Origin of the sequence: Sinorhizobium glycinis (genome assembly GCF_001651865.1) — a bacterium.
In the GTDB taxonomy this organism is placed as follows: Bacteria; Pseudomonadota; Alphaproteobacteria; order Rhizobiales; family Rhizobiaceae; genus Sinorhizobium; species Sinorhizobium glycinis.
Window position 1 is genome coordinate 18,618 of the sequence record NZ_LPUX01000062.1, and the last position, 21,050, is coordinate 39,667.

General features: G+C 63.1%; 21 protein-coding genes and 1 riboswitch. Of the genes, 7 read left to right on the forward strand and 14 right to left on the reverse strand.

Translation table 11 applies throughout. The features are described from left to right. Window positions 1-182: 182 nt before the first annotated feature. The 14 genes from AU381_RS18245 to AU381_RS18310 all read right to left on the reverse strand — a co-directional run bounded on the left by AU381_RS18245 (window position 183) and on the right by AU381_RS18310 (window position 14,085). Window positions 183-770 carry a HupE/UreJ family protein gene (locus AU381_RS18245; protein ID WP_064243170.1) on the reverse strand — a complete coding sequence of 196 codons (588 nt, stop codon included), beginning with the start codon at window positions 768-770 and terminating at the stop codon, window positions 183-185. A 25-nt stretch (window positions 771-795) separates the two neighbouring features. Next, on the reverse strand, window positions 796-1,317 hold the full coding sequence (locus AU381_RS18250) for a hypothetical protein (protein ID WP_064243171.1): 522 nt from the start codon (window positions 1,315-1,317) through the stop codon (window positions 796-798). A 9-nt stretch (window positions 1,318-1,326) separates the two neighbouring features. Continuing rightward, window positions 1,327-2,532: an agmatinase family protein gene (locus tag AU381_RS18255; protein ID WP_064243172.1), complete on the reverse strand. Its 1,206-nt coding sequence runs from the start codon at window positions 2,530-2,532 to the stop codon at window positions 1,327-1,329. Then, window positions 2,525-3,331: an ABC transporter ATP-binding protein gene (locus AU381_RS18260; RefSeq protein WP_064243173.1), complete on the reverse strand. Its 807-nt coding sequence runs from the start codon at window positions 3,329-3,331 to the stop codon at window positions 2,525-2,527. The genes AU381_RS18255 and AU381_RS18260 overlap by 8 nt, the downstream gene beginning before the upstream one ends. Continuing rightward, a complete protein-coding gene (locus AU381_RS18265; protein ID WP_064243174.1) occupies window positions 3,328-4,152 on the reverse strand; it encodes an ABC transporter permease in 825 nt (274 codons plus the stop codon). Before AU381_RS18265 ends, AU381_RS18260 begins: the two co-directional genes overlap by 4 nt. An 80-nt stretch (window positions 4,153-4,232) precedes the next feature. Next, entirely contained in the window at window positions 4,233-5,315 is a 1,083-nt protein-coding gene (locus AU381_RS18270; RefSeq protein WP_064243175.1) for a putative urea ABC transporter substrate-binding protein, read from the reverse strand. A 93-nt stretch (window positions 5,316-5,408) separates the two neighbouring features. Next, window positions 5,409-5,515: riboswitch (guanidine-I (ykkC/yxkD leader) on the reverse strand. Window positions 5,516-5,784: 269 nt separating this feature from the next. Beyond that, entirely contained in the window at window positions 5,785-7,590 is a 1,806-nt protein-coding gene (atzF, locus tag AU381_RS18275) for an allophanate hydrolase (protein WP_064243176.1), read from the reverse strand. Between the two features lie 4 nt (window positions 7,591-7,594). Further along, a complete protein-coding gene (locus AU381_RS18280; RefSeq protein WP_064243177.1) occupies window positions 7,595-7,942 on the reverse strand; it encodes a cupin domain-containing protein in 348 nt (115 codons plus the stop codon). Beyond that, window positions 7,935-8,603 (reverse strand): cysteine hydrolase family protein, encoded by a 669-nt coding sequence (locus AU381_RS18285; protein WP_064243178.1) that lies wholly within the window; start codon window positions 8,601-8,603, stop codon window positions 7,935-7,937. The genes AU381_RS18280 and AU381_RS18285 overlap by 8 nt, the downstream gene beginning before the upstream one ends. Beyond that, on the reverse strand, window positions 8,603-10,147 hold the full coding sequence (locus AU381_RS18290; protein ID WP_064243179.1) for an ABC transporter ATP-binding protein: 1,545 nt from the start codon (window positions 10,145-10,147) through the stop codon (window positions 8,603-8,605). Before AU381_RS18290 ends, AU381_RS18285 begins: the two co-directional genes overlap by 1 nt. Further along, window positions 10,144-10,860, reverse strand: a complete 717-nt coding sequence (gene biuH / locus AU381_RS18295) for a biuret amidohydrolase (protein ID WP_064243180.1) — start codon at window positions 10,858-10,860, stop codon at window positions 10,144-10,146. The genes AU381_RS18290 and biuH overlap by 4 nt, the downstream gene beginning before the upstream one ends. A 12-nt stretch (window positions 10,861-10,872) precedes the next feature. After that, the gene (locus AU381_RS18300; protein WP_064243444.1) at window positions 10,873-11,799 is read right to left on the reverse strand and encodes an ABC transporter permease; all 927 of its coding nucleotides are present in this window, start codon (window positions 11,797-11,799) and stop codon (window positions 10,873-10,875) included. Next, window positions 11,799-12,929 (reverse strand): ABC transporter permease, encoded by a 1,131-nt coding sequence (locus tag AU381_RS18305; protein WP_064243181.1) that lies wholly within the window; start codon window positions 12,927-12,929, stop codon window positions 11,799-11,801. The genes AU381_RS18300 and AU381_RS18305 overlap by 1 nt, the downstream gene beginning before the upstream one ends. 13 nt (window positions 12,930-12,942) lie before the next feature. Continuing rightward, on the reverse strand, window positions 12,943-14,085 hold the full coding sequence (locus AU381_RS18310) for a BMP family ABC transporter substrate-binding protein (protein ID WP_064243182.1): 1,143 nt from the start codon (window positions 14,083-14,085) through the stop codon (window positions 12,943-12,945). 340 nt (window positions 14,086-14,425) lie between these two features. On the opposite strand from AU381_RS18310, the gene AU381_RS18315 reads away from it, so the two are divergent. The 7 genes from AU381_RS18315 (at window position 14,426) to AU381_RS18345 (ending at window position 20,999) form a co-directional block, all read left to right on the forward strand. After that, window positions 14,426-15,103: a GntR family transcriptional regulator gene (locus AU381_RS18315; RefSeq protein ID WP_162273439.1), complete on the forward strand. Its 678-nt coding sequence runs from the start codon at window positions 14,426-14,428 to the stop codon at window positions 15,101-15,103. A 259-nt stretch (window positions 15,104-15,362) separates the two neighbouring features. Continuing rightward, on the forward strand, window positions 15,363-16,688 hold the full coding sequence (locus tag AU381_RS18320) for an ABC transporter substrate-binding protein (RefSeq protein WP_064243446.1): 1,326 nt from the start codon (window positions 15,363-15,365) through the stop codon (window positions 16,686-16,688). Window positions 16,689-16,812: 124 nt separating this feature from the next. Beyond that, on the forward strand, window positions 16,813-17,739 hold the full coding sequence (locus AU381_RS18325) for a carbohydrate ABC transporter permease (protein ID WP_082910213.1): 927 nt from the start codon (window positions 16,813-16,815) through the stop codon (window positions 17,737-17,739). Then, window positions 17,736-18,689: a carbohydrate ABC transporter permease gene (locus tag AU381_RS18330; protein WP_064243184.1), complete on the forward strand. Its 954-nt coding sequence runs from the start codon at window positions 17,736-17,738 to the stop codon at window positions 18,687-18,689. The genes AU381_RS18325 and AU381_RS18330 overlap by 4 nt, the downstream gene beginning before the upstream one ends. Then, window positions 18,686-18,898, forward strand: a complete 213-nt coding sequence (locus AU381_RS18335) for a hypothetical protein (RefSeq protein WP_064243185.1) — start codon at window positions 18,686-18,688, stop codon at window positions 18,896-18,898. Before AU381_RS18330 ends, AU381_RS18335 begins: the two co-directional genes overlap by 4 nt. 3 nt (window positions 18,899-18,901) lie before the next feature. After that, a complete protein-coding gene (locus tag AU381_RS18340) occupies window positions 18,902-19,999 on the forward strand; it encodes an ABC transporter ATP-binding protein (protein WP_064243186.1) in 1,098 nt (365 codons plus the stop codon). Further along, window positions 19,992-20,999 carry an ABC transporter ATP-binding protein gene (locus AU381_RS18345; protein WP_064243187.1) on the forward strand — a complete coding sequence of 336 codons (1,008 nt, stop codon included), beginning with the start codon at window positions 19,992-19,994 and terminating at the stop codon, window positions 20,997-20,999. Before AU381_RS18340 ends, AU381_RS18345 begins: the two co-directional genes overlap by 8 nt. The last annotated feature ends 51 nt before the right edge of the window (window positions 21,000-21,050 follow it).

Below are 21,050 nucleotides of genomic sequence, written 5' to 3' on the forward strand. Positions count from 1 at the left end.
GGTGACAATCTCGTGCCCCGCGCTTTCACGACTCCTTCCGCGTGTTGGATGTCCGCCGAAGCGAGGCCCGGTCCGAGGCCTTAAGACCAGCAAAGCGAAAAGCCATGCCCGCGAAGACGAGCTGTCGCCAGTAAATCAAGACATTGGTAATGGCGCGCATATCCATCTCCTCACGCGAAGCGTCACGCAACGAAGGCCAAGCCAATACCGGCGCCCATGATCCCCGTCCCGATTGCGCGAAGCGCCGACGTGGGGCCGGCTCCGTGTCGGGCAAGTGAATGGACGGCGGCGATGCCGGTGATGTGGAGGATCACCGTGCCGCCGACGAAACCGAGGATATGGCCGAGCGGCGCTGCGGCCGGGCCCTCCGTCCCATGGGCAAAGCCATGGAAAAAGCCGAAGGTGACGGCGCCGGTGATGGCGAGCGCAACTGGTATGTTCGCGTTCGCGATCAACGCCGCGCCCAAGAGGACGACGGAGGTGATGATCGCCGTTTCGACGAGGGGGACCGTTACGCCGGTCAGGGCATACGCCGCGCCCGCAACCATGGCCGAGACGAAGGCGAGCGGCAGCCGGAAGAGCGCCGAGCCGCCGAGCCGTGCTGCGATCAGTCCGACCGCGATCATGGCGAGCAGGTGGTCGAGGCCGGAAAAGGGATGCAGGAAGCCGCTTGCAATGCCGTGGACATGATCGTTGCCGGTATGGGCGAGCGCCTGGCCGGGAAGGCTCGCGGTGATGATTGCGAGCGCCGTCAGAGTCTTGAAATTCATGGTGTTGCCTTTCTGAAGGAGGAATTCATTTGATCGGCTCGATGTCGAAATGCGAGGCGTCGGTCCGGTCCTCGAGCTTGCGCGCCTCGGCGAAGGAAAGCCGGACGACCGCCTGGCCGTCGTGATAGAGGAACGAGAGGTCGTGGCGGCGCGAGGTCATGCGTGCCGGCAGCACGTCGTAGCGCACGCCGCCGCCGCCGAGGAGCGGCACGACCGTGCCGATATCGGTACGATCCGTGGTCTCGACGCGCAGCAGATGCAGCGCTTTCCCGGAAGCGTCGACGCCGACAAAGGGGACGCCTGCAAGCCTGAGGAAGCTTGTCGGATCGCTCGCGCGAGTGAAGTTCTCGACGAAACTCGCCTCGACCAGATCGAGGTCGCGCTCGCGTGGCGGCGAGAGGTCCTCGCTTTCCGGTCGATGCGGCACCTGCCATTGTACGGTGCCGCGCGACCGGTTGTGGCCGGGTCCCGCATGCTGGTGATGGTCTTGATCATGGTCATGATGGTGCGACTGGGCGCCGTGGTGGTGATGGTGTCCGCCGTGCATGTCCGCCTCTCAGAAGCTCACTGGCTTGTCGATCAGGTGCTTGTGGGAGCCGAGCTTGCCATGTGCCAGCATCGAACCCAGCGCCTCCACCACCACCCGAACGCCAAAGAGCGCCGTGATGTCGGAGGTGTCGTAAGGCGGGCTGACCTCGACGACCTCGAGGCCGCAGAGCCCCTCTGCCGCGACCAGCCCGAGAATCTTCAGGGCTTCGCGCGGCAGGAAGCCGCCCGGTTCCGGCCAGCCGGTGCCGGGCACGAAGCCGCAATCGATGCTGTCGACGTCGAAGGAGATGTAGACGGCGTCCGCGTCCTTCCAAGCGAGTTCGAGCGCGATTTCCGCAGTCTTCTCCGGTCCGAGCTTCTCGATGTCGTCGATCGTCAGAACGTTGGTTCCGCGCTCGCGCGCCACCTTCACGCCGTCGCGCGGCACCTGCCAGCCGCCGATACCGAGCTGGACAAGATTTTTCGGCGAGACATTCGGCAGATTGGTTGCCCAGTACCAAGGCGTCGTGTGCATGCGCTCGTCGAGATCCTTTTCCTGGATGTCGATATGCCGGTCAAAATGGATGATCCCGATGCGCTTCGAGGTGCATTCGGCAATGCCGCGCACGCACGGAAAGCCGATCGAGTGGTCGCCCCCGAGCATGACCGGAAGCGCTCCGGAGGAGAAGACATGGCTGACGCCACGGGTGATCTGGTCGAAACTCTTTTCGAGGTTGGCTGGAATGGTGAAGACGTCGCCGGCATCGCAGAGGGTCATCTGTTCGCGCAGGTCGACGCCCATTTCGTAGTTGTAGGGCGTGTAGAGCGCCGAGATGCGGCGAATGCCCTGGGGGCCGAAGCGCGTGCCCGGCCGATAGGTCGTGCCGCTGTCGAAGGGAATGCCCAGCACGGCGGCGTCATATTTACCGACGTCGCGCACGTTTTCGACATAGGGCGCCTTCAGGAAGGTGTTGATGCCGGCAAAATGCGGCAGCTCGCCCCGTGCGAAGGTCGGGATCGACTTGTCCGTCAGGCTCTCGGAGCCCGGCAGGCCCATGTCGAGTGCCCACTGCTTTTCCCGCCCCCAGCCCTTGCCGGAGAGCTTCGCCTCCGCCTCGAGCGCCTTCCAGCCCTGGCTGTCGAGCATGTTGAAGTCGGGGTGGTGCCGGCGTTTGCGAACGGGCGTCCGGATCGCGCCGGCGCGGCGAGATTGGCGGCTTGGGGGTTCACGCATGGGACATGCTCCTCTTCGTTTCCTGGGATGCGGTGCTGGGCTCGATCGGCGGCGAAAAGCCGAGTACCGGGACAGGCCCGTCACGGCTCAAATCGAGGTCGTAGGTGATGCGGGCGCCGTAGCGCTCAGGCGCTTGCGGATCGATGCGCGGCCGATCGAAGGCGAGCAGTCGCGTCCCGAGGCCGAAGGCCTCCTTGAGGTCATGGGTGACCATGATCACGGTCATGCCGCGCTCGCGCCATAGCGGCTTGATCAGCGCGTGCATCTGCGCCCTGGTACCCGGGTCGAGCGCGCCGAAGGGCTCGTCGAGCAGCAGCACCTTCGGTTTCCTGGCGAGCGCCTGGGCGATCGCCAGCCGCTGCTGCTGGCCGCCCGAAAGCGCGCTCGGATACTTCCAAGCGTGCTCGCTGAGGCCCACCGCTTGAAGAAGCGCTTCCGCCTTCTCGCTGGCCGCCCTTCGCTTCGCTCCAAACAGCTTGGCCGTGAACGGGCTTTCGGCGAATTCGAAGGCGATCAGGACGTTCTGCACAACGTTCAGGTGCGGAAAAACCGAATACCGCTGGAAGACCACGCCGCGGTCCGGACCCGGCTCGCCCGGCAGCGCCGCGCCATCGAGCGTGATGATGCCGCGCGTGGGGCGCTCCTGCCCGAGGATCATCCGGAGAAAGGTGGATTTGCCGCAACCCGAGGGGCCGACGACGGAGACGAAGGCGCCGGAGGCGATGTCGAGCGAGATGTTTTCGAGCACGATCTGGTCGCCATATTCCATCCAGACATTGTGGACGCGGATCTCGCTCATCGGCGCGTCTCCTGAACGTAGGCCCAGGGGAAGGTGCGCCGGGCGAGCCGCGCCAGCAGCCAGTCGAGAAGGTAGGCGATGAGGGTGATCCAGGCGACGTAGGGCAGGATCACGTCCATGGCGAGATAGCGCCGGACGAGGAAGATGCGATAGCCGAGGCCGCTCTCGGCGGCGATCGCTTCCGCCGAGATCAAGAAGAGGAAGGCCGGGCCAAGTGAGAGCCTGAGCGCCTCGATGAGCCGCGGCATCGCTTGCGGCAGTGCCACGCGCAACATCAGTTGCCACGTCGAAGCGCCGAGCGTCTGCGCCTTGACGATCTGCTCGGTCGGGATGGCGGCAACGGTCATGGCGAGGTCGCGAACTAGGAACGGTGCAATGCCGATCACGATCAGCACGACCTTGGAGAGTTCACCAAGACCGAAGATGATGAAGAGCACCGGCAGGATCGCCATCGGCGGGATCATCGAAACGACGGCGACGAGCGGCGACAGCCCGGCGTCTGCCACCGGAAGCACGCCGAGGGTCAGCCCGAGCACCAAGCCGATGGCGGCGGCCGTGCCGAGGCCGATGAACAGCCGTTGGAGGCTCGCCGCTGTATCCGACCAGAGGGTCAGGTCTCCCGACCGGCGGTCGGGCTCGGTCGCCAGCCGGTCCATGCTTGTGGCCATTTCCGCGATCGGTGGCAGCAGCTTGTCGCCCGGATTTGCTGCCTGCCGTTCGGCCGAGACGACGACATAAAGGCAGGCGATCAGCAGGAAGGGCAGGAGGGCCAGCAGGATCCGCGTTCCCGATCCCGGGACAATATTGATGGCACGTCGCATGAGCCGATTCCCATCTTGAAGAGGCACGTCGGAGCTAAGATCGGCAGGGTGCGCCAGCCCCGCCGCCCGAGCGGATGGACCTAGAGCGAGCCGTCGGCGGCGAGCTTCATGTAGCTCGCGTCGAAGCGCAGCTTCACATTGTCTGCAGAACCCAGCACCCGGCCGCCCGGGAAGGCGATGCCCACGACGTCCTTATCCGCGGCGCCGTCGCCGAGAAGGCCATGGTCGAACGAGAAGGTCCGCACCAGATCCATGGTCTTGACGAGATCCTCGCTCTCGGTGAAGGCGACCGCCTCCTGAGGCGTCGGGAACAGCTTGGTCGCCGCCAGCTGGGCCTCGAAGCCGGCAAGGTCCGTGCCGGACATCGAGCCCATCGCGGCGCGCGCCGCCTTGCCCTTCTCGCCGGGATCCATGAGGGCCGACATCGTCTCGAACCAGATGCCGACGAGTGCCTTGCCGAGGTCCGGATTGTTGTTGAGTACCTCGGTATTGACCATCAACGTGTCGATGATCTCGCCCGGAATTTGCGTGGAATCGAAGAGCGCGGCGGAACCGGGCTCGGCCTTGACCTCGGCGAGCAACGGGTTCCAGGTGACCACGGTCGAGGTCTCGGGTGACTTGAAGGCGGCGACCATGTCGGCATCGGAGGTGTTGACGATCGTCACGTCCTTTTCGGAAAGGCCCGCCGTTTCGAGAGCGCGCGCCAGCAGGTAGTGCGAGACCGACAGTTCGACGAGATTGATGCTCTCACCCTTGAGGTCGGCAGGTGTCTTCGCCGTCTTGGAGACGATGCCGTCATTGCCGTTCGAGAAATCGCCGACGATCAGGATCGTCGTGTCGATACCGCCTGCGGCCGGAATGGTCAGGCCATCCATGTTCGTCGCCGTCACGCCGTCGAAGCCGCCGGCGGTGTACTGGTTGATCGACTCGACGTAGTCGTTGATCTGCTTGACGTTGATGGTGATGCCGTATTTGTCGGCCCATTTTTTGACGATGCCGGCATCCGCCGCATAGGGCCACGGCATCCAGCCGACATAGATCGTCCAGGCGATATTGAATTCCTTCTTCGGCTCCGCCTGGGTCCCGCCCGCCAGGAGCGTGAGCGAGAGGCCGAGGGCGGCCGAGAGGGCGCGAAAACCGAATCTGCCAGTTCCGAAACGCATCGTCTGTTCCCCTTGTTCAACTTGGGGCTCACGCTGCGCTCTGTTCTCGGAAATCATAGGCGGGATTCCCAAAGCAACGGCACCGCTGCATGAGCCTCCCGGGCTTTTATCCCGCCGTGGACCCGGTGGATGTCTCCCCACCGGAGGTTCTCTCGGTCCAGTCACGCCTTATCGGCATCGGAACCCTAGAAACATTTCCAGTATAATTCCATGTCTTCAAAAGTAAAGCGGAAGTTTTGCCGATTCACGCCCATAATTTGTGCGTTTAATGCTTATAAATTAATCAAATAGACCAATACTTATTACGCCAACATTTCAGGCGACCTTGTCGTCCCGTTCTTCCTGCGCTGAAACGTGACTGGCGATCGGCGCGTTTGGCAGGCCCGCCGAGAGTTATCTTGAGCAGAAGCGACGTTTCAAGGCCGCTCTCCCTCACCACGCGGCCTCCCCATCAGCACGCGGAGCGCTCTCAGGCCGCCAGGCTGGCGATGTAGGCACGCCACCCGCCATAGCGGCTGATGTCTGCAGCTCCGGCGAGCCCGGCCGGCTCGACTAAAAAGCCCTTGCAGGCCGTTCCGTCGGCAAGCTGGACGGTACCGATCGCAAGTGGTGATGGAACGGCTGCGACGAAGAGACCGAATGCCTCTGCCCCCAACTTCCAGACCTCAACCTCAATCGAGGCACCTTCACTCTCCTGACAACGCACGAGGCCGGGCTTCGCGGGCTCGGTGCCCGAAAGAGCATAAAGCCTGTAGCGTTTGGCCGTCAGCGCCCGCCGGGAAAATCTGGCGCCCAGGTCTCGCAACTGATCGTTCAAGGGCATGCCGGAAAGATGCGCGCCGACGACAACGAGTTCTATCATCTGGCCCTCATCGGCGTCGGCCGGGAGATAGTTCGCCGGCTGCGGCCATCCCGTGGCGCCGAGCGGCAGGGCGCTTAGCCGATGCAGTTCGGCAGCGAGCGACGCGGTCAGGGGGTCCTTGCCGGCAGGCGCAAGCAAGGTGACGCTCGCGGGTCGACCGTCGGATCTGAGACCGGTCGGCACGGCCATGCCGCACATGTCCAGCAGGTTGACGAAATTGGTATAGGTGCCGAGCCGCGCGTTTTCGCGGATCGGTTCCGCTTCGACTTCCATACGTGTGAAGTGCGTCGGCGCGGTCGGAACGCAGATCATGTCGACGGACGCGATGAGCGGCGCGACCTTTCGCTTCAGCGCCTGCAACGCATAGAAACCCTCGAAGGCATCCGCCGCCGACAGTGCCTTGGCGCCGCCATAGATCTTTCGCGTCACCGGGTGAAAGCTCGGCTCGTTCGCATTGAAGAAGTCCTTGACCGCTGCATAGCGTTCGGCGACCCAGGCGCCCTCGTAGAGAAGCGTGGCCGTGGCATAGAAATCGGCAAAGGGCAGTTCGACGATCTGATGCCCCAGTGAGCGCAGCATCTGAAGCGCCGCATCGTAGGCGCTCTCCATGAGTGCGTCCCCGAAGAAGCGCCGGTCGGCCGTTGCAGGAACGCCGACTTTGAGGACCGGTGGCAAGGAGAGAGCGCCCCTCGGCGCAATGACCCGGGAATAGGGGTCGCTCACATCGGGTCGCGCGGCGATTTCGAAGACTCGATAGGCGTCCGCGACGGCCAAGGCGAAGATCGAAACGCAATCGAGCGTGCGGCAGGCGGGCACGACACCCGTGGTCGACAGGGCCCCGATACTCGGCTTGAGGCCGACGATGTTGTTAAGCCCGGCCGGAATGCGGCCCGAGCCGGCCGTGTCGGTGCCGAGTGCGAAGCTGACGATACCGTGGGCGGTCGCCACCGCCGATCCGGAACTCGACCCGCCTGGCACCAGGTCTGGATCGAGCGCATTGCGTGGCACTGGGTAGGGGGTGCGCACACCGACGAGCCCGGTCGCGAACTGGTCGAGATTGGTCTTGCCGATGACGAGGGCGCCGGCCGCGCGCAGCAACCGCACGACGGTTGCGTCCCTTTGCGCAGGGTAGGCGAAGTCAGGGCAGGCGGCCGTCGTCGGCATGCCGGCCACGTCGATATTGTCCTTGACGGCGAAGGGAATGCCCCACAACGGTTTGGCGACAGGATCGAATGCGCCGAGAGCGGCGGCCTCGTCGAGGAGTTCGCTGCGATCGGCGAGATGGAGAAAGATACCCGGATCGTCGACGGCCGCGATGCGCCCGAAAACCGTCTCGATCGTCTGAGCTACGCTCCAACCCGATCGATAGGCGGCATGAAGAGAAGCAATGTCGAAAGCCTGTCCGTCTTTCATCGGTTCACTTTCCTTCAAGTATCGTCACGGGCCGATCCCACTGGATCAGAACGACACAGCCGGTATCGCTCCAGACGGAATGTTCCGTGCCGGCGGCATTGACGATGTAGGTGCCGGCCCCATAGTCGCCGCTTTCGTCGGACTGGGTGCCGGTGAGCACGAGGATCGTCTCCAGGCCCTCATGATGGTGGCGCGGCACGGAAGCGCCGGCCTCGTAGCGGAGCAATGCAACACCGGGCTGATCGCCATCGAACGGCCTTATCCAGTGGATCATCACGCCGTCGCGGAACGGCTCGAATTCGAGTTCGCGCCAGCTTCCCTGGGTCAGGCTCTCGCGTGTCGTCTCAGGCATGGGCAATCCCCTTGAGCACATCGGCAAGGTGCGCCGTCCACCCGACGATGGCGCCCTGGGCGCGGATCATCGCCATGGTTGCAGCCTTGAACTCGGGGAAGTAGCTTTCCGTCGCCTCCTCGACGAGCAGGCACTCGTAGCCGCGGTCGTTTGCCTCGCGCATGGTGGTCTGCACGCAGACCTCCGTCGTCACGCCGGCGAAGACGAGCTGGACGATACGCCGCTCCTTCAGGATGTAATCGAGCGGCGTCGCATAGAACGCGCCCTTGCCAGGCTTTTCGATGACAGTCTCGCCCTTGAGCGGCGCGAGTTCCGGCAGGATCGCGGTGCCCGGCTCGCCAGCAATCAGGACGCGCCCCATGGGACCTTCGTCGCCGATCCTCAAGCGAGGGCTGCCGCGTTCGCGCTTGGCGCGCGGCAGATCGGAAAGGTCCGGACGGTGACATTCCATGGTATGGATCACCGGCAGGCCGGCGGCGCGAAAGCCCTCGATCAGCCGCTTGACGTCGGGCACGATCTTCGCCACGCGCGCCACGTCATTGCCGAGGCTTGCGCCGAAGCCGCCTTCCTCCGTGAAGTCGCGCTGCATGTCGATGACGATGAGGGCGACGGCGTCGCGGTCGAGCCGCAACGGAAAAGGTTCTGCCTTGATCTCCGCCATCAGTGGTGCCCCGCCATATGGGCGCCGATGACGGCGACGTCCGCCTCGCGGGTCGGCGTCTCGTAGACGAGCTTGCCGTCCGACATGACGATGATCCGGTCCGACATTTCCATCAGCTCATCGAGATCCTCGGACATCAGGAGCACAGCAGCGCCGGCATTGCGCGCCTTCATGATGCGGGCGCGGATTTCCGCGACCGCTGAAAAGTCCAGGCCGAAACAGGGATTCGACACGATCAGGAGATCGACCTCGCCCGACAGTTCGCGCGCCAGCACGGCTCGCTGCACATTTCCGCCCGAAAGGGCTGCAATCGGCGAGGCGGGTGAGGCGGTCTTCACCTTGAAATCGGTAATCAGCGCCGTCGCCCGCTTCTTCATGCCGCGTGCGTCGAGCCAGATCGCATCGCTGCCGTCCTTGGCAAGGTCGAAGGTGCGGAAGGCGAGATTCTCCGTCACCGTCATCTTCTGGGCGCAGGCATTGTTGAGCGGCTCTTCCGGGATGAAGCGGACGTTGTTTGCCCTGGTCTCGAGCCGTGTTGCGCCGTAGGGCTTTCCCTTGACGATGACCGCCCCCTCGGCCGTGCGCTGGCCGGCGAGAACCTCGGAGAGCTCCTTCTGCCCATTGCCGGAAATCCCCGCGATGCCGACGATCTCCCCGGAGCGAACGACCAGATCATCGATCACGATCGGCTTCAGGCCGGTCCGGTCCGGCGCCTTGACCTTCTTGACCGCGAGCACCGGCAAGGCGTCCGGGGAAACGGGCAGGCGCGTGTCGAGTTCGGCGAGCTTGACGTCGCCGATCATCATCGCCGCCATATCCGCGGCGGAGAGCTCGGATACTTTGCCGGTGCCTGAAAGTGTGCCGCGCCGGAGCACGGAGACCGCATCGGCGAACTTCGTCACCTCGTGGAACTTGTGGGAAATCATCAGGACTGTCAGCTCGCCGCGTTCCGTCATGCCGCGCACGAGGCCGAGCATGTCATCGGCCTCGGCCGGAGTGAGAACGGAAGTCGGCTCATCGAGCACCAGGAACCGGCGCCCGAGATAGAGCTGCTTGATGATCTCGAGCTTCTGCTTCTCGCCGGCGGCGAGTTCGCTCACCGGACGATCGAGCGGTATGTCGAAGGGCATCGTCTCCATGAAGGCGGAAAGCCGCTTCTTCTCCTTCGACCAGTTGATGATCGCGGGCACGTGCGCGCGGCTGATGACCAGGTTTTCAGCGCCGGTCAGCGAAGGCACCAGCGTGAAGTGCTGATAGACCATCCCGAGGCCGTGAGCGGCCGCATCGCGTGGCGAAGCGATCGTCACTTCGCGGCCGTCGACCTGCAACTGCCCGGAAGTCGGGTGATAGAAGCCCATGATGCATTTCACGAGCGTGGACTTGCCAGCGCCGTTTTCGCCGAGAAGCGCATGGAAGGTGCCAGCCGGCACCTTGATCGACACATGGTCGAGCGCGGTGAAGGAGCCGAAGCGCATCGTCATCTCGACGGTCTCGATGCCGACGGCGGGAATGCTCTTTGGAGCATGGATTTCGCCGACGATCATGGCAACTGACCCACGAGCGTCGCAGAATTGGAGACGGAGCCGAAGACGCCGCCCTGCATCTTCACCATCTTGATCGCGGCAAGATGATTGCCGTAGTCGGTCGCGCCGCAGCAATCGGCGAGCAGCAGGCATTCGAAGCCGCGGTCATTGGCCTCTCTCATCGTCGTGTGCACGCAGACATCGGTGGTAATGCCGGTCAGGACGATGTTGTCGATGCGCTTTTGGTTGAGGATCAGTTCGAGGTCGGTGGCGCAGAAGGAGCCCTTGCCCGGCTTGTCGATGATTGTTTCCCTCTCGATCGGCTTCAGCTCGTCGATGATCTCCCAGCCGGGCTCGCCGCGCACCAGGATCCGCCCGCAGGGACCGGGATCGCCGATCCCTGCCTTGATCCGCTGCGAGCGCCAGCGCTTGTTTGCGGGAAGGTCGGCCAGATCCGGCCGGTGGCCCTCCCGCGTGTGGATGATGTGGTAGCCTTTGGCACGCATTGCCGAGAGCACCTTCCTGATCGGTTCGATCGGCGCGCGAACCAGCGAGAGATCATAGCCCATGTGGTCGACGTATCCGCCGGGACCGCAGAAATCGGCCTGCATGTCGATGATGATCAGCGCCGTGTTCTCGGGCCTAAGGTCGCCGTTATAGGGCCACGGATAGGGATCGGCATCGATATGGCTGAGCTTCTGGCTCGTGATCGGCAGGGAGGCGAGGCTGTTCATGACGGATCGCTCCTATTTGGTGATCGACAGTGCGCCGGGGGCGCCGGCGAGCGAGCGGGTGGGAGAGGATGTGGCGACCATGATGACGAGGGTCAGCACGTAGGGGGCGGCATAGAAGAGGTAGTAGCCCTTCGTGACGCCGACCGATTGCAGGGCGGGCCCAAGCGCGCCAGCGCCGCCGAAGAGAAGCGCGGCTAGGAAGCAGCCGATCGGGTTCCAGCGGGCGAAGATGACGAGTGCGACGGCCATGAGGCCTTGGCCCGAGGAGATGCCCTCGTTCCAGGAGCCCGGATAGTAGAGCGAGAGGTAGGCGCCGCCGATCGCTGCCAGCGCTCCGCCGGCGGCTGTTGCCAAGAGCCGCACCGTGTCGGGGTTCAAGCCCATTGCCCGGGCGGCGTCCGAACTGTCCCCGACAACGCGCAGGATCAGGCCGACACGGGTATTGCGGAAGGCCCACCAGAGAAGGAGGGCGAGGGCTGCGCCGATTAGGAAGAGGACGTTGATGTTGAGGGCGGCCTGAATCTGCGGCAGATTCGACCAGGCGCCGAAGGCGATGGCTGGCAGCTTCGGGGCGGCGGGCTGAATGAAGGGCTTGCCGAGGAAGAAGGCGAGGCCGAGGCCGAACTGCATCATGGCGATGCCGATTGCGATGTCGTTCACTTTCGGAAACTTGCAGATGAAGCCGTGGAGCAGCCCAAGACAGGCGCCGACTGCCATTGCCGCCAGAACGCCGAGCCATGGCGAGAGCGTCATGACCGCGACCCCATAGGCGGTCATTGCGCCGAAGACGAGCGTGCCTTCGAGGCCCAGATTGATGCGTCCGGAGCGCTCGGTGATCGCCTCGCCGAGACTGACGAAGATGAAAGGCGTGGAGACGCGGACCGCGCCGGCGAAGATCGCCAGCGGAACGCCCCAGACGCCGATGCCGGTGGCTTCCATCATGCGCTCCTTTTCCAGAGGTCCGGATTGAACATCTTGAAGCGGCCGTAGAACGTCTCGCAGAACAGGATGACGACGAAGAGCGTGCCCTGAAGCACCAGCACGGTTGCATCCGGCAGGCCCATGCGGCGCTGGATCAAACCACCGGAGGCATCGATGCCGCCGAGCAGCACCGCGACTGGAATGATCGCCAACGGATTGTGGCGCGCAAGGAAGGCGACGAGGATGCCGGTGTAGCCGTAACCTGCGGCAAGCGATGCATTGGCGCTGCCCTGCACCGCAGCGACTTCGATCATGCCAGCAAGACCGCCGAAGGCGCCGGCGAGCGCGGTGAAACCAACGATCAGCCTGCCCACCGGCAGCCCCTGGATCTGCGCGGCGCGGACGTTGCCGCCGGCAATGCGGGCGGCGAAGCCGAAGCTCGTCGCCTCGATCAGCACCCAGGAGAGAATGCAGGCGACAACGCCAACGACGAGGCCCCAATGAACGTCCATTCCGGGGATGCTGCCGAGCATGTAGTCCGGTGGCAACGGGGCAGTGGATGGCTTGTTGAGGCTTGCCGGATCGCGCAGCGGCCCCTCAATGAGGTGGTTCATGAAGGCAATTGCGATATAGGCGAGCAGAAGCGAGGCGATTGTCTCGTTGACGCCGCGATAGTGCCTGAGAAATCCCGCGAACCCTAACCAGACGGCTCCGACGAGCATGCCGGCAAGCGCCATGATGAGCCAGACGAGCGGAGCGGGTGCGTCGCCGACGAGGGGCAGGGCGATCGCGGCTCCGGCGACGCCGCCGAGTACGACCGCGCCTTCGGCGCCGATCACGACGAGGCCGAGCCTGGCGGGAAGGGCGACGCAGAGCGCGGTCAGGAGCAGCGGCGCGGCACGGCTTAGCGAATTCTGGACCGAGAACCAGGTGCCGAAGCCGCCGGCGAAGATAAGCTCGAAAAGCTGGATCGGCGATCTGCCGATCAGTGCGATGAACAGCGAAAAGAGCGCGAGCCCGACGAAGATGGCAAAGAGCGTAATCGCCAGCGGTTCGGCGCGGCGCGCCAGCCATTCGAGGAAGGGCCGGAGACTACCGGCCCGCCCGTCGAGCGTGGGTAAAGTGTGGGAGTTGGCTTCGAGGGTCATGATGCCGACGCCCTCAAGCGGTCGAGCCGACGACGCCCTCGACCAGGTAGTCCATGCTTTCGAGCTCGATCGCGTCCTCGGCGAAGGACTGCCCCTCGGCCACGACGACCTTGCCCTTGTTGTCCTTGATCGATCCCTTGAAGACCGAGAAGCCGCCGGCCATTATTTCGGCAAGTGTCGCTTCGAATTTCTTGCGCGCCTCCTCGGCAACCGCCGGGCCGAGCGGGCTCATCTTGACGAAGCCTTCCTTCAGGCCACCGCGCACGAAGTTGCCAAGTTTTTCCCCAGCCTGAGCCTTCTTCACGAAGTCCGTGTAGACATTGCCCCATGCCCATTCGGCGCCGGTGAGATACTTCTCGGGAGCGAGCGGACTTTGATTGGCGTGATAGCCACAGATGAACGCGCCGCGGTCCGCGCCTGTCTCGACGACGACCTTGGGGCTATCGACATGGCAAGTGATGACGTCCGCCCCCTGGTCGACCAGCGCGTTGGTGGCCTCCGCCTCCTTGACCGCGAGCGACCATTCTCCGGTGAAGATCACCTGGCAGGTGATCGCCGGGTCGACCGAGCGGGCGCCGAGCAGGAAGGAATTGATGTTCTGCAGCACCTGCGGAATGGGCTTGGCGGCGACGAAGCCGATCTTCTTGCTCTTGGTCGCGTAGCCGGCGGCAATGCCGTTCAGATATTGCCCCTGACCGATATAGCCGAAATAGGAACCGGTGTTACCCGGATGCTTGCCCTCCTGCCAAAGGCCGCCGCAGTGGCGGAACTGGATGTCGGGATATTTCTTCGCCATCTCCAGCATATGGGGATCGAAATAGCCGAAGGAGGTCGGAAAGACGAGCGTCGCCCCATCGAGGTTGATCATCGATTCCATCGTCTTCTGAACGTCGATGGCCTCGGGGACGTTTTCCTCCTCGACGACGGTGACGCCCGCAAGCGCCTTGATCGCCGCCGCTCCCTCCGCATGCGCCTGGTTGTAGCCGTAATCGTCCTTGGGGCCGACATAGATGAAGCCGACGGTCAATACGCTCTGGGCGGCGGCAGGCGAAAGGAGAAGACCCGGCGCGAGGCTCGCCACGGCGGCACCCGCGGCAGATGATTGCAGAAATGCGCGGCGGGATATGGCGTGGGAGGCATGAAGGAGTTTGGTCATTGGGATGCTCCTTGCGAGTGGCGATGGCCGGTTCGAAATCGATGCAATGAAAAGTGCATGCAATGTGTGTGCCAAGAAGTAACCCTATGATATCGTTGAGTCGCCCTCATTCGGGCGGATCGCCGTTGAGGAAACTGTATGCAGTCTTCAAGAGATATGCTGATTTTCTATGCGATGCTAATGGAATGGGCGAGAGGGTCTTGTGTGGACGCCAATCCCTACGGAAGCTAAGCTAGGCGAGCTTGGAAAAGAGGCTGAAGTTCCAGAGAATTAAGCTTCCAGTTTGACTTGCGGACCACGTGCGTGCATCTGTATGCAAATTCCAATGTCGAATCCTCGCGTGAAACAGCCAAGAAGAAGAGAGATCATTCGGGCAGGTACGACCGTCGATGAGATGGTGCGGGCGATCGCCGACATGATCGTCACTGGTGAAATGCAGCCCGGAGAGAAACTCGACGAATTCTCGCTCGCCGGTCGCTTCGAGGTCTCGCGGACCCCGGTGCGGGAAGCGCTGCGGCAACTCTGCGCCATGGGTCTCGTGGACCGGCAACCCAATCGCAGTGCAGTGGTCATGAACGTGACCGGTGAATACCTCGCCTCGATGTTCGAGGCCATGGCCGAACTTGAGAGGATTTGTGCGCGGCTTTCCGCCGAGCGAATGACCGTCGACGAGCGCCGCGCACTGGAAAAGATGCACGGAGACTCCATGCGCCTTGTCCATGCGGGCGCCGACGACGATTATGCCGCGCATAACATAGACTTCCATACAAGGCTTTATCGCGGCGCGCACAACGACCACATCTTCGAACTGGTCACGCAGACCCGGGCTCGACTTGCGCCCTTCCGTCGCGCCCAATTCCGTCTGCCGGGGCGGCTCGCGAAGTCCTATAAGGAACATCAGAGCATCGTCACAGCAATTCTTCGTGCCGATGCTGAAGAGGCCGCCAAGGCGGCCTATTGGCACGTATCGAACGTCAGCGACGCAAGCACGGTTTTCGTGAGCCGCAACAAAGGCTGACCGGGAGCGTTGGCACGCTCTCCCTCCTGGCCTTCTCCTCCCTAGAGCGCCGCGCTTATCAGACGCGCAAAGATCGAGGTCGATTTAAGGAGACATGCAGTAGCATGCTGCATCGCAGCGACGAATTGCTCTTGATGTGTTTAGTAAAGTGTATATCACTAAACATATTGCTCAACATGAGGGAGTATGGCTTGGGCATGTGAGCAACGGAGAATTTTCCGAGGCCGACGTCGGTCGGCTCTGTATCTGGGAGGAATACATGCGGAAGATGACGAAGGCCCTGACGGGCATGTCGTCGGCGCTCTTGCTGTCGACGGCGATACCGGGAATGGCGAAGGCCGATGAATTGACGCTGTGCTGGGCAGCCTGGGATCCGGCGAATGCGCTGGTTGAGCTCTCAAAGGATTTTACCGCAGCGACCGGCACCACGATGAAGTTCGAATTCGTGCCGTGGCCGAACTTCGCCGACCGCATCCTCAACGAGCTCAATTCGGGCGGCAAGCTCTGCGATCTCCTGATCGGCGACAGCCAGTGGATCGGCGGTTCCGCCGAGAACGGCTACTACGTGAAGCTCAACGATTTCTTCGACAAGGAAGGGATCAAGATGAGCGACTTCGCCGAAGCCGCGGTCAATGCCTATTCCACCTGGCCGAAAGGCACGCCGAACTATTGGGCGCTGCCGGCCATGGGCGATGCCAACGGCTGGTTCTATCGCAAGGACTGGTTCGCCAAGCCGGAATTGCAGGCCGAGTTCAAGCAGAAATATGGCCGCGACCTCGGGCCGCCGCAGACTTGGGACGAGTTGAAGCAGGTCGCCGAATTCTTCACAGGGCGCGAGATCGACGGGCAGAAGGTCTATGGCGCGGCGATCTTCACCGAGCGCGCCTCCGAGGGCATTACCATGGGCGCGACCTCGGCGCTCTATCCCTATGGCTTCAAATATCAGCAGACCGCCGGCAAATACGACATGGACGGCGCCGTCAATTCGCCCGATGCCGTCGCGGGGCTTGAGGCCTACAAGGCGCTTTACAAATGCTGCCAGCCGCCCGGCTATACAGACAGCTACATGGGCGAGGGGCTCGACGCCTTCAAATCCGGCCAGGTGGCGATGGCGATGAACTGGTTCGCCTTCTTCCCCGGCCTCTACAAGGACGAGAAGGTCGGCGGCGACAAGATCGGCTTCTTCGTCAATCCCAAGCAGAAGGTCGCCGCCTCGACACTCGGCGGGCAGGGGATGTCCGTCGTTGCCAATACCGACAACAGGGACGGCGCGCTCGCCTATATCAAATGGTTCGCCCAGCCTGAGGTGCAGAAGAAATGGTGGGCGCTTGGCGGCTATGCCGTGCACAACGCGGTCCTGAACGATCCGTCCTTCAAGGCGAGCCAGCCCTTCGCCGCCGACTTCCTCGTGGCGATGAACCAGGTGCAGGACTTCTGGCAGGAGCCCTCCTACGCGATCCTGCTGCAGGCCATGCAAAAGCGGCTGCATGACTATGTCGTCGCCGACCAGGGCACGGCGCAAGAGGCACTCGACGCTCTCGTCAACGACTGGAAGGAAATCTTCGAGGACGAAGGCAAGCTTTAGGCTCGCCCTGGAACACGGCCCGGCTGCGAAAGTCCGGGCCGTCGGCCTCGAACCATTCCTTACTCGACTTCAGGTGACGTCAGTGACCGATGCCCCTTCCACCATTGCCGAGCGATCCGCCGACATGCTTGCGCGCGCTACGCCATCAAAGATCGCGGTTCGGGTGCGTGGCCTTTCGGACCGCGCCATCGCCTGGCTGTTCATAACGCCCACGATCGCCTTGCTGCTGGCGATCAATATCTTTCCCCTGATCTGGGCCGTCTATCTGTCATTCACGAATTTCCGCGCCAACCGCCCCAACGCCGAAGTCGAGGGCGTCGGCTTACGCAATTACCAGCGCGTGCTGAACGATGCGGACATCTGGATCGCCATGCAGACGACGGCGCATTTCGTCTTCTGGACGATTCTCCTGCAGACGGTCATCGGCTTCGCGCTTGCCTATCTCATCGACCGCAAGTTCCGCGGCCATGCCTTCTGGACGACGGTCATCCTCATTCCGATGATGCTGTCACCGGCGGTCGTCGGCAATTTCTGGCGGTTCCTCTACCAGCCGCAGATCGGCCTCTTCAATTATATCGTCTCGTTCTTCACGGGCATTCCGCCGTCATCCTTCGAGATGCTCGGTTCTGTCAGTCTGGCACCGTGGGCGATCATCATCGTCGATACCTGGATGTGGACACCCTATGTCATGCTGATCTGCCTCGCCGGCCTCAGGTCCATTCCGGACTACATTTACGAGGCCGCCGAGGTGGATCGCGCCTCCGCCTGGCGGCAATTCTGGTCGATCACCGTGCCGATGGCGTTGCCCTTCATCATGCTCGCCGTGCTCTTCCGCGGCATCGAGAATTTCAAGATGTTTGACATGGTCATGTTGCTGACGGGCGGCGGACCCGGCTCGACCACCGAGGTCGCTTCGATAACGCTGAAGCGCGAAGCCTTCGAAAGCTGGCTGACCGGGCGCTCCTCGGCCTTCGCGATCATCCTTTTCGTCGCGGTGTTCGGCCTCGCCAACATCTATGTCAAGGCGCTCAACAAGGTGAAACAGCGATGAACTCGGTCAACACCGCCCATTCCGTGGTCGAGCCGACGCCGACCGTGAAGCGCATCGCCGGCGCGATCGTCATCCTCTATGCGCTGGTGACGATGATCCCGCTCGCCTGGATCTTCCTGACGAGCATCAAGTCGCCGCCGGATTCGATCAGCTATCCGCCGAAGATCGTCTTCACGCCGACGCTCGAGGGCTTCTGCAACCTCTTCACCACGCGCACTCGACAGACGCCGGACTACATCCAGTCGCTCCCGGCCCCGGCGGGAGCCTGCGACGAGATCGCCCGCAGCCGCAACATGGTGATCGCCGGGCCGTCGAACTACTGGCCGCGCTTCGGCAATTCGCTCGTAATCGCCTTTGGCTCGACCTTCCTCGCCGTCTCGCTCGGAACGCTTGCGGCCTATGGCTTCTCGCGCTTCCGCGTGCCACTCGCCGACGATCTCCTGTTCTTCATTCTGTCGACCCGGATGATGCCGCCGATCGCGGTCGCGATCCCGATCTACCTCATGTATCGCCAGTTCGGACTTTCCGACACGGCGCTCGGGATGATCCTGCTCTATACCGCCGTCAACGTCTCGCTCGCCGTCTGGCTTCTCAAGGGCTTCATCGACGAGATTCCCCGCGAATACGAGGAGGCGGCGATGATCGACGGCTATACCCGCCTGCAGGCCTTCTGGAAGGTCGTGCTGCCGCAAGCGACGACCGGGATTGCGGCGACCGCGATCTTCTGCCTGATCTTCGCCTGGAACGAATATGCCTTTGCGGTGCTACTCACCTCGGGGTCGGCACAGACCGCGCCGCCCTTCATACCGACGATTATCGGCGAAGGCGGGCAGGATTGGCCGGCGGTTGCCGCCGGCACGACGATCTTCCTGGTGCCGATCCTCGTCTTCACCATCATCCTGCGCAAGCAGCTGCTGCGCGGCATCACCTTCGGAGCGGTACGCAAATGACGAACCCGCAAGAAATCGTCCATGCTGCTCGACAGAAGCGGCCGTTCTTCCTCAGGCGCGGCCCGATGGAAAACATCGCGACGGTGTTGATCGCCGCAGGCTTCCTGATGTTGTTCCAGCCGTTCCTCCTGGCGCTCTACACCTATTCGCTCGCCATGCTTCTCACTGGAACCGTCCTGTTCATCATCGTCTCGAAATTTCCGGAGTAAGCGATGTCCGAGATCAAGATCGTAAACCTCCGCAAGCAGTTCGGCGATTTCGTCGCCGTCGAGGATTCGAGCTTCACCGTCGAGGACGGCGAGTTCCTGGCGCTGCTCGGTCCCTCCGGATGCGGCAAGACGACGACGCTTCGGATGATCGCCGGGCTCGAACTGCCGACCAGCGGCAAGATCCATCTGGATGGCGAGGACGTCACCTTCAACCGCGCGAGCGCCCGCGACATCGCCTTCGTCTTCCAGCTCTTCGCCCTCTATCCGCACATGAATGTGCGCCGGAACATCGGCTTCCCGCTCCTGTCCCAGGGCGTCGCCAAGGCGGAAATCCGCGCCCGCGTCGAGGAGACCGCGAAGCTCCTGAGGATCGACCATATCCTAGACCGCTCGGTTTCCGGCCTCGCCGGCGGCGACCGCCAGCGTGTTGCGCTCGGCCGCGCGATCATCCGGCGGCCCAAATGTTTCCTGATGGACGAGCCGCTCGGCACGCTCGACGCTGAATTCCGCGAGGTGATGGTCCATGAGCTGCGCGAGCTTCACAATCGCGTTCATGCGACGACCGTCTACGTGACCCATGACCAGCATGAAGCGATGGCGATGGCCGACAAGATCGCGGTTATGAACCACGGCGTGATCGAACAGTTCGGCACGCCGCAGGAAGTCTACAATCGTCCGGCCTCGATGTATGTCGCCGATTTCATCGGCTCGCCGCCGATGAACTTCATGCGTTTCCATTCGGGGCTCAAGAGAGGGACGCGAACGATCGTCCTCGACGGTGTCGAAGTCGCCGTGCCGGAGGTGGGGGAGGACGTGGCGCCGGGCGAAATGGCGCTCGGCGTTCGTCCAGAACATATCCGCTTCAGCGATAGGTCCTCCATCCGCGGCGCCGTCTATGGCAGCGAATATCTCGGCACCAACCAGATCGTCGCGGTCGAGACCGCTGTCGGCATCGTCAAGGCGCGCGTTTCGGCCGATCGCAGCTTCAGGCTCGGCGAAGCCGTCGGCCTTGAATTCAATCCGGCCAAGCTCGCCGTCTTCGATTGTGTCTCCGGCAGGGCGATCGCCTCCTCTCTTTACGCGGAGGCGCGCCATGGCTGAGGTCGTTCTTCAGGGTATCGGCAAGACCTTCGGCGACACGGTTGCGGTCGACGATCTCTCGCTGATCGTCAGGGATGGGGAATTCGTGGTCCTCCTCGGACCGACGGGTGCCGGCAAGACGACGACCCTGCGTTTGGTCGCCGGTCTCGAAATACCGGATCGTGGCCGGGTGACCATCGCCGGCCGCGACGTCGGACGGCAATCGCCGGCCGAGCGGGACGTGGCCTTCGTCTTCCAGCAATATTCGCTCTATCCGCATCTAAGCGTCTACGACAATCTCGCCTTTCCGCTACGCTCGCCGGCACGCCGCCTCGGTGCCGAGGAGATCGACCGCCGCGTGCGCGAGGTGGCGCGCATGGTTCGGATCGAGCACAAGCTGCAGAACCGCTCGACTCGGCTTTCGGGCGGTGAGATGCAGCGCGTCGCGATCGGCCGTGCGCTGGTGCGCCGCCCGGCGATCTATCTCATGGACGAACCGCTGTCTTCACTCGACGCGAAGCTCAGGGCGGAGCTTCGGCTGGAACTGAAGCGGATCCAAAAGGAGCTGGGCTCGACGCTGCTCTACGTGACCCACGACCAAGTGGAGGCGATGACGATGTCCGATCGCATCGGCATCCTGTCCGAGGGGCGGCTGGTGCAGGTCGGCACGCCGCGCGAGATCTATGCAGACCCGGCCAATCTGCATGTCGCGGCGCGCCTCGGACAACCGCACATAAACCTGCTGCCGATCGATCTCCTTCCTGGCGCTGCGGCGCCCTCCGGCGCCCGCACGATCGGTGCGCGAACCGAACACCTGGACATCGCCACACACGCTCAGGGCAATGCGGAGGTGGACTGGATCGAGCACCTCGGCGACCAGAATCACCTGCACATCCGAGTGAAGGAGCACAAGCTCGTGACGCTTGCCGATCCCTATCTCTCCATCAGACCGGGTGACCGGATCAACCTCACGCTGAGACAGCCCCTTTATTTCGGGTCGGACGGCGAACGGCTGCGCTGATGCTAACGTGTCGGCCAAAAGCGTGCAGCGGTTTTGGGCAATGAAGCGCGA

What these genes read in the sequence shown, in the direction of transcription:
- AU381_RS18245 (WP_064243170.1), bottom strand. Translation starts at nt 770, where the DNA reads ATGAATTTCAAGACTCTGACGGCGCTCGCAATCATCACCGCGAGCCTT.
- AU381_RS18250 (WP_064243171.1), bottom strand. Translation starts at nt 1,317, where the DNA reads ATGCACGGCGGACACCATCACCACCACGGCGCCCAGTCGCACCATCAT.
- AU381_RS18255 (WP_064243172.1), bottom strand. Translation starts at nt 2,532, where the DNA reads ATGCGTGAACCCCCAAGCCGCCAATCTCGCCGCGCCGGCGCGATCCGG.
- AU381_RS18260 (WP_064243173.1), bottom strand. Translation starts at nt 3,331, where the DNA reads ATGAGCGAGATCCGCGTCCACAATGTCTGGATGGAATATGGCGACCAG.
- AU381_RS18265 (WP_064243174.1), bottom strand. Translation starts at nt 4,152, where the DNA reads ATGCGACGTGCCATCAATATTGTCCCGGGATCGGGAACGCGGATCCTG.
- AU381_RS18270 (WP_064243175.1), bottom strand. Translation starts at nt 5,315, where the DNA reads ATGCGTTTCGGAACTGGCAGATTCGGTTTTCGCGCCCTCTCGGCCGCC.
- atzF (WP_064243176.1), bottom strand. Translation starts at nt 7,590, where the DNA reads ATGAAAGACGGACAGGCTTTCGACATTGCTTCTCTTCATGCCGCCTAT.
- AU381_RS18280 (WP_064243177.1), bottom strand. Translation starts at nt 7,942, where the DNA reads ATGCCTGAGACGACACGCGAGAGCCTGACCCAGGGAAGCTGGCGCGAA.
- AU381_RS18285 (WP_064243178.1), bottom strand. Translation starts at nt 8,603, where the DNA reads ATGGCGGAGATCAAGGCAGAACCTTTTCCGTTGCGGCTCGACCGCGAC.
- AU381_RS18290 (WP_064243179.1), bottom strand. Translation starts at nt 10,147, where the DNA reads ATGATCGTCGGCGAAATCCATGCTCCAAAGAGCATTCCCGCCGTCGGC.
- biuH (WP_064243180.1), bottom strand. Translation starts at nt 10,860, where the DNA reads ATGAACAGCCTCGCCTCCCTGCCGATCACGAGCCAGAAGCTCAGCCAT.
- AU381_RS18300 (WP_064243444.1), bottom strand. Translation starts at nt 11,799, where the DNA reads ATGGAAGCCACCGGCATCGGCGTCTGGGGCGTTCCGCTGGCGATCTTC.
- AU381_RS18305 (WP_064243181.1), bottom strand. Translation starts at nt 12,929, where the DNA reads ATGACCCTCGAAGCCAACTCCCACACTTTACCCACGCTCGACGGGCGG.
- AU381_RS18310 (WP_064243182.1), bottom strand. Translation starts at nt 14,085, where the DNA reads ATGACCAAACTCCTTCATGCCTCCCACGCCATATCCCGCCGCGCATTT.
- AU381_RS18320 (WP_064243446.1), top strand. Translation starts at nt 15,363, where the DNA reads ATGCGGAAGATGACGAAGGCCCTGACGGGCATGTCGTCGGCGCTCTTG.
- AU381_RS18325 (WP_082910213.1), top strand. Translation starts at nt 16,813, where the DNA reads ATGCTTGCGCGCGCTACGCCATCAAAGATCGCGGTTCGGGTGCGTGGC.
- AU381_RS18330 (WP_064243184.1), top strand. Translation starts at nt 17,736, where the DNA reads ATGAACTCGGTCAACACCGCCCATTCCGTGGTCGAGCCGACGCCGACC.
- AU381_RS18335 (WP_064243185.1), top strand. Translation starts at nt 18,686, where the DNA reads ATGACGAACCCGCAAGAAATCGTCCATGCTGCTCGACAGAAGCGGCCG.
- AU381_RS18340 (WP_064243186.1), top strand. Translation starts at nt 18,902, where the DNA reads ATGTCCGAGATCAAGATCGTAAACCTCCGCAAGCAGTTCGGCGATTTC.
- AU381_RS18345 (WP_064243187.1), top strand. Translation starts at nt 19,992, where the DNA reads ATGGCTGAGGTCGTTCTTCAGGGTATCGGCAAGACCTTCGGCGACACG.